Source organism: Comamonas sp. A23 (genome assembly GCF_004522605.1).
GTDB lineage: Bacteria > Pseudomonadota > Gammaproteobacteria > Burkholderiales > Burkholderiaceae_C > Comamonas > Comamonas thiooxydans.
Genome location: NZ_RSDT01000026.1, coordinates 1 through 11,065, shown reverse-complemented (window position 1 = coordinate 11,065; position 11,065 = coordinate 1). Strand labels below are relative to the sequence as shown.

Annotated in this window: 11 protein-coding genes, 2 pseudogenes and 1 riboswitch; of the genes and pseudogenes, 9 read left to right on the top strand and 4 right to left on the bottom strand. The window is 49.1% G+C overall.

Translation table 11 applies throughout. The features are described 5' to 3' along the window. The coding region (locus EIC84_RS26240) for a hypothetical protein (protein WP_205699883.1) at nucleotides 1-211 on the top strand (211 nt) is incomplete at its 5' end. Nucleotides 212-261: 50 nt separating this feature from the next. Here the strand turns inward: EIC84_RS26240 and EIC84_RS25425 are convergent. Continuing rightward, nucleotides 262-1,322, bottom strand: a pseudogene (locus EIC84_RS25425) (IS110 family transposase). Between the two features lie 132 nt (nucleotides 1,323-1,454). On the opposite strand from EIC84_RS25425, the gene EIC84_RS25420 reads away from it, so the two are divergent. Further along, a complete protein-coding gene (locus EIC84_RS25420; RefSeq protein ID WP_003069814.1) occupies nucleotides 1,455-1,955 on the top strand; it encodes a transposase in 501 nt (166 codons plus the stop codon). On the opposite strand, the gene EIC84_RS26485 is transcribed toward EIC84_RS25420, so the two are convergent. Beyond that, nucleotides 1,915-3,675, bottom strand: coding sequence for a phosphoethanolamine transferase (locus tag EIC84_RS26485; RefSeq protein WP_224648099.1), 1,761 nt, complete (start codon nucleotides 3,673-3,675; stop codon nucleotides 1,915-1,917). The genes EIC84_RS25420 and EIC84_RS26485 overlap by 41 nt on opposite strands. A gap of 251 nt (nucleotides 3,676-3,926) precedes the next feature. On the opposite strand from EIC84_RS26485, the gene EIC84_RS25410 reads away from it, so the two are divergent. Beyond that, nucleotides 3,927-4,328 (top strand): CzcE family metal-binding protein, encoded by a 402-nt coding sequence (locus EIC84_RS25410; protein WP_003075109.1) that lies wholly within the window; start codon nucleotides 3,927-3,929, stop codon nucleotides 4,326-4,328. 165 nt (nucleotides 4,329-4,493) lie between these two features. Here EIC84_RS25410 and EIC84_RS25405 read toward each other — a convergent pair whose 3' ends face one another. Further along, nucleotides 4,494-4,841: a MerR family transcriptional regulator gene (locus EIC84_RS25405; RefSeq protein ID WP_237704514.1), complete on the bottom strand. Its 348-nt coding sequence runs from the start codon at nucleotides 4,839-4,841 to the stop codon at nucleotides 4,494-4,496. 77 nt (nucleotides 4,842-4,918) lie between these two features. Between EIC84_RS25405 and EIC84_RS25400 the strand changes: the two genes are divergently transcribed. The 6 genes from EIC84_RS25400 (at nucleotide 4,919) to EIC84_RS25380 (ending at nucleotide 9,291) form a co-directional block, all read left to right on the top strand. Continuing rightward, nucleotides 4,919-7,150, top strand: a complete 2,232-nt coding sequence (locus EIC84_RS25400; protein ID WP_003069804.1) for a cation-translocating P-type ATPase — start codon at nucleotides 4,919-4,921, stop codon at nucleotides 7,148-7,150. Between the two features lie 59 nt (nucleotides 7,151-7,209). Then, nucleotides 7,210-7,392 carry a hypothetical protein gene (locus EIC84_RS25395; protein ID WP_003069802.1) on the top strand — a complete coding sequence of 61 codons (183 nt, stop codon included), beginning with the start codon at nucleotides 7,210-7,212 and terminating at the stop codon, nucleotides 7,390-7,392. Beyond that, nucleotides 7,320-7,472, top strand: coding sequence for a zinc-ribbon domain-containing protein (locus EIC84_RS26645; RefSeq protein ID WP_223305788.1), 153 nt, complete (start codon nucleotides 7,320-7,322; stop codon nucleotides 7,470-7,472). Before EIC84_RS25395 ends, EIC84_RS26645 begins: the two co-directional genes overlap by 73 nt. Before the next feature lie 182 nt (nucleotides 7,473-7,654). Next, a complete protein-coding gene (gene flgB, locus EIC84_RS25390; RefSeq protein WP_003069800.1) occupies nucleotides 7,655-8,038 on the top strand; it encodes a flagellar basal body rod protein FlgB in 384 nt (127 codons plus the stop codon). 133 nt (nucleotides 8,039-8,171) lie between these two features. Beyond that, nucleotides 8,172-8,921 (top strand): phosphatase PAP2 family protein, encoded by a 750-nt coding sequence (locus EIC84_RS25385; RefSeq protein ID WP_223305787.1) that lies wholly within the window; start codon nucleotides 8,172-8,174, stop codon nucleotides 8,919-8,921. Continuing rightward, nucleotides 8,890-9,291, top strand: coding sequence for a diacylglycerol kinase (locus EIC84_RS25380; protein ID WP_003069797.1), 402 nt, complete (start codon nucleotides 8,890-8,892; stop codon nucleotides 9,289-9,291). Before EIC84_RS25385 ends, EIC84_RS25380 begins: the two co-directional genes overlap by 32 nt. Nucleotides 9,292-9,987: 696 nt before the next feature. On the opposite strand, the pseudogene EIC84_RS25375 reads toward EIC84_RS25380, so the two are convergent. Then, nucleotides 9,988-10,543: pseudogene (locus tag EIC84_RS25375) on the bottom strand (manganese efflux pump MntP family protein). A 20-nt stretch (nucleotides 10,544-10,563) separates the two neighbouring features. Further along, a riboswitch (yybP-ykoY riboswitch) is annotated at nucleotides 10,564-10,727 on the bottom strand. Nucleotides 10,728-11,065 lie beyond the last annotated feature (338 nt).

The window sequence follows — 11,065 nt, the reverse complement described above, 5'->3', positions numbered from 1 at the left end:
AGTTGGCCAGCAGGCCAGACAGCAGTTCTTCGGGTACGTCGTGTTTCTTGGTGCTCATTGTGCTTACGGACAGGCCGGCTTGCGCCGGCGGTTGATTGTCCGTTTACACAAAATTCTGCACACCCTCAACCGCGCAGCAGGGTGCTATTCAAATCTCGTGACGTATTGCGACTCACAATGCAACAACCGAGCTTGCCTGCTGCTGATCTAACCTGTTCATTGCATCTTTGATTTCACGTCTGGCATGTTGAAGTGCTTGCCTCAGGCAACGGCAGAAATGGGTGGTCTAGGGCGTTCGCTGGCATGGCCTGCGTTACAGGTGCGCTCCTGTGTCATGAGCGCCCACAGGATGCGTGCATTTTTGTTGGCTAAAGCCACGGCGGCCTTTTGCCAGCCACTGCGCGGCCTCAAGGCCATTACCGATTGGGAGATAGGGTCGAGGTTGTGTTTGCCGGTCAGCACTACGGCCTTGGCTCCTTACACCAGCAAAGTGCGCAGGTAACTATCGCCTCGCTTGGTGATGGCTCCGAGGTTGGATTTGCCTCCGCTGGAATTCTGTCTGGGCGTCAACCCAAGCCAGGCGGCAAACTGTGCACCCTTCCTAAACTGCTTGAAGTCGCCGACCATCGCTAATGCAGTGAGTGATCCCAAGCCCTTGATGGCGGCAGCTCGCTGCACCTGGGCATCTTCTTCACAGTGAGCTGTAATACGCTGCTCACACCAGTGAAGATGTTCATCGAGCTCTTGTCAATGCATGAGTGCACGCTGTAGCGCAATGCGGGCTGCGCCTGCGAGGTCATTGCTCGCATCTTCCAAGATATCGTGCAAATAGGTGCGCAAGCCTCTGGGGCTTTGCGGCAGGACGATGCCAAACTCGGCGAGCATTTCTCGAATACGTTTGATGCATGCTGTGCGTTCCTCATTGACCCTTCGCGCGGCTGATGCACACATAGTATGCCCTGCTGCTCTGAAGTCTTAACGGGAACAAGGCGCATCTGAGGACGGCTGGCTGCCTCGCAAATGGCAGCGGCATAATTGGCATTTTGTTTCCGCTCTTGCCCTGCAAGCGATAGGGTGCAACCAATGCTGCTGCCATCATGCGTGCATCCAAGTCCATGCGCAGCAACTGCCGAACACCAGTGGTGCGCACCACCGCAAGCCTCCATGACCATCAGGCACCCTGCAGGTAATTGCGCACACCATGCCAAGAACTTGCTGCGCTGGATGGCCCGGTTAGTGACCATCCTCCCTTGAGCATTGACTGCATGGGCCTGCAGCACATTCTTTGCGAGATCTACCCCAACACGGACGATGTTTTGCATGGCACGACTCCTGATGAATGACGAAGAAATTGGCTTGCCGATCCAACGTGACACTGCGTATCCAGCAGACCAAGATGGCGGGAAGTCCTTCGTATTCAAATTGCCGGCTAAGGTTAGGTAGCCTCGTGCGATGTGTCAGTCCCCGTCGTCCAAACCCCGCTATCGCACCACCAACTGGAAGCAATACAACGCAGCGCTCAAAGCGCGGGGCTCACCGACCATCTGGCTGGACAAGGGCATGGCTGGTTTGCAGCTGCCAGCGGCAAACGCGGGCACAGCCCGAAGTTCTCCGATGCGGCCATCCAGTACGGCCTGACCATCAAACCTCTTTGGATTGACCTTGCGGCAGACCACATGCTTTGTTCTGACACTACTGGCGTTGTCTGGACTGCTGTGACCAGTTCCCGACTTCAGCACGTTGTGCAACCGCCAACGCAGTCTTACCGGTCCAGCTCCGCCGGCCTGCGCCTACTGGTCGACTCCACGGACATCAAGTTCCTGGACGAAGCCGAGTGGAAGTGCAAAAAGCATGGGCCAGAGTGTCGCCGCCAAGTTGCCGAACTGCACATTCGAGCCGTCATCCCCAATCGGTTTACTGAACTGGGCTGCCCGCAGACGGTGGCTGTGGCCTAGCCACGCCTGGGGTTGGGGAAATCTGGCCTGGGGCTGATATGTGCAACAACGCCCCAGTTATTGGGTCTTTTATAGGTAAGCTTGGGCTAACCCAGCTATAGCTTGGGTTGATAATACTTCGAGATGGCTCGTAACTATTCCATCTTAATGCCATTAGATCCGACATGGTCCAAGCGAGCCAGTCAGCTCTAAATGGTCTATCAGATATAATTTTAGAAGCAACATCAGTTCCAGTCGATGTCCAAATTATTGTGGGTATTTTATAACCGGATGCTGTACTTGGACTGTGACCAACTTTATTTGTTTGATGTCCAACTTCTTGTCCGTGATCTGATACGTAAATAATGGACTTATAGTCATCTGCACTGGATGGGGAACCTCTTAATTTTTCAAAGACAGATGCAACTACCCTGTCTTGATAAACAACAGCTGAATCGTAGTCATTTCTAAATTTCTGAACCCACATTGAACGTTCAGCCGCAGACATTATTTTTGATACTTCATCATCGGAAAATATAGGCTGCTTTTCCGGGTATCGCAGACGATAATGAGGATGAGCCCCCAGCATATGTAAAACAATCAATTTCCGAGGGTGTGAATCTTTAAGGGAATTCTCATATGATGGCAATAAAATCTCATCAAGTGAATTACTAGATCTACCTGGTTTATTATTTTCCATGGAAACCACATCGGCCATTGCTGCATGCTTTTGCGTAATTGCAATATCATCATGATTGCTTATCCACCAAGTTTTATATCCTGCTTCTTTTGCGAGAGCAATTATGTTTAGCCTCTTATCTGTTTCAGCAGTTGTGAAGTTCATCATGCTATCAATGGCAGGAATAGTAGTTGCTTCCGTGGACCATGAGTTACGGATAACGAGAAATCTATCGCCCATATCTTTTTGAAGCTTTTCGAGCATCGGCGTCGTATTTCTTTCGTAGCCATAAATGCGCATGTTATCTCGATTTATGCTTTCAGAAATAATAAGAACCACGGTGGATTTATCTTTCCTGGAAATTGTAGGAGTCTCATTTTTCGCCAACCTTTGAGCTAAGGTACGCTCCTTCCCATATGCTGCCCAGCTTTCTTTCGTAATCTCTACGGATTCAGCTAAACTAGACCAAAAAATCAGAGGGTTTATTCTTCTCCATGGTTTGCTGATGTATGAAACGGTAGATATTAGAATGATGATGGATAAAGCAATCAGCTCAATCTTCGAGACCTTCGTTCTTTTTCTTGCCCCTTTTAAAGATAACCAGAAAGCAACACCCGCTGAAATAAATAAAATAATGCTAGATCCACTGAAATCACGGATGTGTGTGGAGATATAGCCTCCAATTTCCGATGTATTTGTGTTAGCAAGTGCACTTACCACCATCGTACTATCTGGCGCAGCAGCATACATTGAGATGAGATGCGCTCGGACGGCTGAGTCTAATAAAAATACAAGAACAAAACTCCAAACAAGAAATGCTCTAATTAGATTTAATCTAGAGTTATTGATTGGAATCAGTAATAATAATAGAGTCGGTAGAAGTAGGACGCTTATCTGTAATATTTTTCTGCCTTCATATCCTAGAGATGCAAAAACAACTTGCATCGCAAGCAGAGCAATAATAGTTACCCATAGCTTATGGCGATCGGTAGATTTTTGAAAAAATAATGCTATTCTTGACCGGTGAGATTTAAGATTATCTTCGGATGCTGGTGCGCTCATAGAAATCCTATTAACCCTAATGGAAATATCGAAATTCGATTTGGAATAGGGGCACAGAACTCTATGTGTGCAATACCGACAGAAATCTGACATTCAGATTACATTTTAGTAATCAGGTTAATTTTAGCTGTGGATTACAAAAATATAATTTTGCAGACAATATTGCGTAAAGTGCCTATCTATATATTTGATGTGTCTGGGTAGAAAAGCACTCAGACGTTCTTCAAGTAATTGATCAAGGAATCTTTATCATGAAAACTAATCTCGTATTTCTGGCTTCAATCGTGCTGTCCTGCGCCACCGTTTCAATGTCTGCATCTGCAAATGAAAGTGGCGTCTTGGGTCCATCGGAAAGCGCGACTACAAAGTCCTTCGAAAGTACCAGCTCGACCACACGTACTGCAGACAGAACTTTTGGACGAGCAGGTGCTGAGTCTCAGGTCTCACGCGTTGTAGACACAACACGAAGCACTCAATATCTCAATCTTGTATGTGGAGAGACGGTCGAGTTCACCAACGGCAAGGAACAGTTCATCTGGAAATTTGATGTGATGGGTCATAGGCCCGTCGACCTGTCGAAGATCGCACCTGCAGCGTTTGCAGGTAGCACGCTAAAGATCTACGTTGCGAAAAATGAGCTCGAGCGCCATTGATTGCTACCCGTGTGCACAACAATAGAAAGCCATGAGCGTCTGGTCAATTTGTCAGCGCATGGCTTCCTAGTGCGCGCCGTAGATATGGCGCTGGGGACGAGGAGACCCGCAGCTTGTCGTGGAACCTGACATCAGCCTAGAAAGAACTCCGCATTCAGAAAGTGCCTATGAAGCTCTGTAGCTTGCACGAATCGTCTGAAGTTCAGCAACGAGAACACTCAGATCCTGGATGCGATGATTGACATGTTCTATGTGTGTGTGCAAGAGCGCATTGACCTCTGCACAGTCCTTCGCAGATGACTCCCGTAGCGAGAGCAAAGAACGTACTTCATCAAGTGTCATATTCAGCGATCGGCAGCATCGAATGAAGGCAAGTTGGTCTATGTGGTCCGTCGAGTAAACACGGTAGTTGTTTTCAGCTGTAGCAGCCGAAGGCAGCAGTTTCTCGCGTTCATAAAAGTGAATGGTCTCAACCGCCGTACCAGCGACCTCAGCCAGTTCACCAATCTTCATAGACCCAGTTCGAAATGAGTTGACTCTATACCAACTAAAAGGTTTTTAATTGCCACATGGTCAACAGGAGATCGAGTATGAAGCCCCCAAACATTGATGACAACATGCTTAGTACCGCCACCACGGATTGCTGTAGCTCACACACCATCCCGAGCGTGGAGGCAACTCCGTTGGATCGAGGGCTAACGTACCGCATTCCAACGATGGATTGCGCTGGCGAGGAAGCTGAGATACGTCGTGCACTTGAACCAATTGCAGGTATCCGGGGACTCAGATTCCAGCTCTCGCAGAGAACTCTCAAAATTGATGCGGACACTGATGCCCTTGCTGCCGCATTGTTGGCAATCACTGAAGCTGGCTTTGAGCCAAAGCTGATCTCATCGAACACTGCGGACTCAAGCCATGCGGCCGGCGACAGCCACGACAATGAGCTTGTGCGTGGCACAACTCCAAAGTTGGTCGCGGCGCTTGCTCTTGCTATCGCTGCTGAAGGTGTCGGCTACTTCGCGCCAGAAACCATGGCTTGGAAAGTCGCCGGCTTTGCGGTCGCCGCGATTGCGATTTGGCTTGCGGGCTTTGACGTCTATAAAAAAGGGTTTGGAGCACTTCGTCGTGGCAAGCTGAACATCAATGCATTAATGACTGTTGCAGTGACTGGTGCGTTCGTCATCGGTCAATGGCCTGAAGCGGCGATGGTGATGGCGTTGTATGCCATCGCCGAGGCAATCGAGGCGAGAGCAGTCGATCGGGCCCGCAATGCCATTCAGGGGTTGCTTGCGATGGCTCCGGACCAAGCATCGGTTCTCCAAAGTGACGGTAGTTGGCTAACCGTCGCAGTTGCACAAATCGCAGTGGGCTCGACGCTGCGAGTCAAGCCAGGTGAGCGCGTTCCTATGGATGGAGTCGTTCAGACAGGACAAACGAGCATCAACCAGGCCCCCGTAACTGGTGAAAGTATCCCCGTTGACAAGGCGGCGGGTGACCCAGTGTTTGCAGGCACCATCAACGAGTCTGGAACCTTTGAGTTTGAAGTTACTGCATTGGCCTCCAACTCGACGTTGGCGAGGATTATTCATGCCGTTGAGCAAGCACAAGCGACTCGAGCGCCTACTCAGGGGTTCGTTGATCGATTTGCTGCAATTTACACACCTGCAATTTTCGTTATCGCCGTCGTCGTAGCATTGGTAGGCCCCTGGCTACTCGGCTGGACGTGGATGCAGGCCGTCTATAAGGCACTGGTTCTGCTAGTTATTGCTTGCCCCTGCGCACTCGTAATTTCCACACCAGTGACGATTGTGAGCGGCTTAGCGGCAGCAGCCCGCCGTGGTATTTTGATCAAAGGCGGTATCTATCTGGAAGAGGCGCGCAAGCTTAAGGCAATCGCGCTGGACAAGACCGGAACAATTACCGAGGGCAAGCCGCGCCTTGTGGACTGGTCGTTGGTTGATGCCGCGAGCAGCCTTGATACCGCGGAGTCGGTGGCAGCAGCTCTCGCTGGCCACTCAGATCATCCTGTGTCGCGCGCCATCGCAGCGGGCCTGAAGCCTAACAACGCAGACATTCAGAACTTCACGGCACTTGCTGGACGAGGTGTGCAGGCCGAACTGAGTGGAACAGTCTATGTACTAGGGAATCATCGCTTGATTGAGGAACGTGGCCAATGCTCCTCAGAGCTTGAAGCCACGCTCAAGCGGCATGAAGAATCCGGCCGTACTGTCACATTGCTTGCCGACCCGGAACGAGTCATCGCACTGTTTGCAGTTGCCGACACGATTAAGGGCTCCTCTCGTGAAGCTATATCTGAATTGAAAGCGCTTGGTATCACCCCAGTCATGCTGACTGGAGATAACCAAGCCACCGCCTCTTCAGTAGCCAGTGAAGCTGGTATCGAGCAAGCACGAGGAAACTTGTTGCCGGAGGACAAGCTAGCTGCCATCAAAACGCTCCAGGGCCAATATGGACTCACAGCAATGACGGGCGACGGTATCAATGATGCCCCAGCGCTGGCCCAAGCAGACGTCGGGGTTGCCATGGGTGCCGCCGGTACAGATACCGCTATGGAAGCAGCCGACGTCGTCGTGATGAATGATGACTTGCGAAGGATTGCTGAGACAGTGAAGCTGTCTCGATCCACCCATGCGATCCTTTGGCAAAACATCACTCTTGCTCTTGGCATCAAGGCCGTATTTCTAGTCTTGGCAGTGTTCGGGAATGCATCCATGTGGATGGCGGTATTCGCAGATATGGGGGCAAGTCTCCTAGTTGTAGTCAATGGGCTAAGGCTGCTTGGAAAAGTGCCCAAGTCCTGAATTCGACAGAGAGTTTTCGTGTGCACTAGCTTGAATTGTGAGGATAGTTATGAGCTTTTTTGAACGCCTACTCGGAGGCCATCACCGATCTGGTGGCGATCATCATGGGAATGGTCATCATCAAAAACGGACACCCGCCTCCTACAACGATCCAGGAGTGTCCGGTGGGATCATTTGTCCTAACTGCCGAACTCAAAGCTCTCCCCAAGCACGGTTCTGTCAACAGTGCGGAAGCGGCCTAGCCCCCCAGGCCTGCAACGCATGCGGCGTGCAGATGGCGCTTGGATCGCGTTTTTGCTCAAACTGCGGAAAGTCTGCTTAGAACTTAGGGAGAGCAGATGATCGGCTGGGTGATCTCTGTTCTCCTGAGATCTCAGATTACAAGAAGGTGTCAGAAATGTAATCTTCAGACCATGTAAATGGCTGAATAGTGTCAAAAATGTAATCTTGCTGAGAGGACAACTTCGCTACCATTGAAGCTTCGAAATTTACTAGAAAAATCCTATGGATTCTCTTAGATTCGAGGATGCCGCTCTATATCTTAGAGTTAAGAGGATGGAAGTATTAGCAAGCAATATTGCGAATGCTGACACTCCTGGATACCAAGCGAAAGATATAGACTTCAAGGCTGCGCTTGAAGAGACGCAAAGGCAAATGCTGACAGTGCAGTCTACGAATAAGTCCCACCTTGGGAACATTGCTCCAACATCAATTGATCCTCAGATTGCATTTCGCCCTGTCTCTCAGAATGCAATGGATAGAAATACGGTTGATCTCGATCAAGAGAGGGCATCATTTACAGCTAATGCTATTCGTACACAATTCGCTATGAATCAAGCTGTCGATGAATATGTAGAGATGGGGCAAATGCTGTCGAAATTAGTTTAATTTTATTTAGTTGGTCATTCATAGAGCGCATTTATTTGCGCTCTTTTTTTAATTCTGGTAGTAGAAGAATAAAATTCGCGACAAAGTAGTTGCCAACTATTTCGTTGGTTGAAATAATGAATATTTTCAAAAAGTGACAAGCTGGAAGATGCCAAATAATATAAATAGAGAATTCTTTGTAAATCACTTACTGATTCCGATTACTTTCCTGGCGCTAATTTTTTATTATTTCATGTATCTTGGAGGGGACTTTTTCTTTGCCGAGAAAATATATGCCCTGCAGGGTTATGAATGGTCTTTGAATGATCATTGGGTTACAAACAAATTGCTTCATAAGGGTGGGAAGCATCTGAGCACCCTAGCAATCGTTGTGATCATTGCACTATATATATTTGTACTTGCCTCCAAATCTGAACAGCGGAAAAAATGGCGGTCCCCATTGCTTTACCTGATTTTATCCAGTTTGGTCAGTGTAATTTTGGTGAGCCTTCTTAAGGTATTGACAAATATGGATTGCCCGTGGAACTTAAATCAATTTGGTGGCGATCGCCCTTTTATTGGTCTTTTCGAACACAGGCCTCAAGAGATGGGGAGCGGAAAATGCTTTCCGGCTGGTCATGCGAGCGCTGGCTATGCCTGGGTTGGTTTATATTTCTTCTTTAAGATGATCATCCCTAAGTATCGATGGTTAGGATTGCTGTGCGGCATTATGGTTGGATTGACATTTGGTATCTCTCAACAATTGAGAGGAGCCCATTTCATTTCTCATGACATTGTCACGATTCTCATTTGTTGGTTGATCGCCACTCTTTTGTTTATATTCTTTAGTATCAAGAAATATACTGTTAAAAATGAAAAACAACTCAAAATCCAACATCTTTAATAATATTCAAAAGAATAGAAAAGGATTTTCTAGAGTCTGGCATGCATCAAAATACTCATGGTCAGGCATAAAAGATGCGTGGCTAGAGCCTGCATTCCGCCTTGAGGTAATATTATTTGTGATTTCGCTTCCATTGGCTCAATTGATTGGGAGATCTATGATGGAAAAATTGCTCCTGATCTCTTGTATCTGGTTTTTGATGATAGTTGAGGTAATTAATTCTGCGATAGAGTCCGCAATAGATAGAGTAGGACTTCAATATCACGAACTTTCCAGGAAAGCCAAAGATTTGGGAAGTGCTTCCGTATTAATGACAATTATTTTTTGTCTGATAATCTGGTCTTCTTTAATTTATAAAAACTTTATTTAATTTTCTGCCTAACAGCTGGAATACATTACAGGGATGCACCTCATGCATCGCTTAACATGCGTCTTCACGCTTACAGGGTGATGCCAACTCTTGTTCGTCGGGCAAAGCGTCCAATATGTCCGCTCATGCCTCACGAAGATTTCACGGATTTCTGCGCGCGGTGAGGCCGGCTGCTTTTTGCCGTGGCATCGTGTTGCCCGTGACGGAAAGACCGATGAAGGTGATCCTGCACTGAGCAGCAGAGCTTTAATTCGATGCAAAGTTTGCAATGCCTGCGATGAGCTTCGCCATATGTATCGCTCCTCCCGGTGGTTTTGAACTGACTGACCAGAGGTCCCCTTGAGTGTTTGAAGCATGTGCCGCGCCTGAGAAACTTGGGCTTGGCGTGATCGCACCTGTGGGCGCAGTGGATGCCCGCCGGTGTAGGCTTGGTGCCGGTCACGCTGGCCGAAGCGGCTCTACCGAACCTTTCTACTTGTGGCTGTACTCCTCTGTGCCACAAAGGGTCCGAGCCTTCATATCTGTGCTGAATTTGCTCTGCTCCAAACAGAAGCGGAGCCAGTTGTAGGCAAGGAAGATACTACTGGCAAGGGCAAAAGTGGACCGCTCCTGCCCTAGCTCACTGCCTACTCTGACTGTACTGAGTGGCCGACCCCACTCGAACTGAAGCCGGCATCTAAATCTCAATCAATTGAATTAGATAGCGACTAAATGTTCGTACAAAATGATCGAGCCAATACCGATCAGCAGGACACCGCCGATGGCTTCGGCCCAGCGCCCAGCAATATTCCCCAGTACACGCCCGACCATCACGCCCAACGTCACCATTGCGAATGTTGCGAAGCCGATAGCGAGAGCAACGGTGGCGATGCTTACGTCCAGAAAAGCAAGTCCTACGCCCACGTCCATGGCATCAATGCTTGTTGCAAATCCAGTTGCAACTAATAGCCAGAAGCCATGTCGTGCAGGTTTGCTGGGCTCTTCACCATCAGGCACTTTGATTGCCCCGATCAACATTCTTCCACCTAGCACCAGAAGCAGCACAAAGGCGATCCAGTGGTCCCAGGCCTTGACGTAATCTGAAGCCGCATAGCCCAGCGCCCAACCTACCAAGGGTGTGATGGCTTCGATGACACCGAAGATGGCGCCAGTCCCAGCGCGGTTTGAGTAGCGCAGAACCTTTGCCGACGGCTGCGGCAAAGGCATCGGTGGACATGGCAAAGGCCAGGAGCAAGATAGAAGCGGCATTCATGGGGAATTCATTCTTAACGGTCGGGCATGAGCACAACGGCATCTCACCGCGGCCCAAGCTCGTCGCGATGAAATGCCTATGGTCTCGCCAACCGAAGAACGGATGCATACGCCACAGCAAATTGAATGCCGAGTATGTTGACGCATGCGCTTCCAGGGTGGAAGCAGGCTACTCCCCAAGGGGGACTAAAGTTTACAAGCGATCAAAATGCTTGAGGAACATAGCCTTTTTTGAGTTCTGGGCTTTAGAAATGGCTCGCATTTTCAAAGCGCTGGCCTCTAGCAAGAAAGCTACGTCGATACCGCCATTAGGGCTGTCCATGCACTCCCCTGTTGATTTCCACTCAAAACTGACCCGCCGGGGATGCGGACAAAAACTTGGACTACCAGGAGGTGGTTCATGTACTCATACGCAGACAGGATTCGTGCAGTTGAGCTTTACATCAAGCTTGGCTTGCGTGCCAGAGCCACGATTCGCCAGTTGGGGTACCCAACCAAGAACGCATTGAAAGGCTGGTATCAG

Excerpts from the sequence above, each read along its gene's own strand:
- EIC84_RS26485 (WP_224648099.1), bottom strand. The coding sequence starts at position 3,675 with ATGAGCGCACCAGCATCCGAAGATAATCTTAAATCTCACCGGTCAAGA.
- EIC84_RS25410 (WP_003075109.1), top strand. The coding sequence starts at position 3,927 with ATGAAAACTAATCTCGTATTTCTGGCTTCAATCGTGCTGTCCTGCGCC.
- EIC84_RS25405 (WP_237704514.1), bottom strand. The coding sequence starts at position 4,841 with ATGAAGATTGGTGAACTGGCTGAGGTCGCTGGTACGGCGGTTGAGACC.
- EIC84_RS25400 (WP_003069804.1), top strand. The coding sequence starts at position 4,919 with ATGAAGCCCCCAAACATTGATGACAACATGCTTAGTACCGCCACCACG.
- flgB (WP_003069800.1), top strand. The coding sequence starts at position 7,655 with ATGGATTCTCTTAGATTCGAGGATGCCGCTCTATATCTTAGAGTTAAG.
- EIC84_RS25380 (WP_003069797.1), top strand. The coding sequence starts at position 8,890 with ATGAAAAACAACTCAAAATCCAACATCTTTAATAATATTCAAAAGAAT.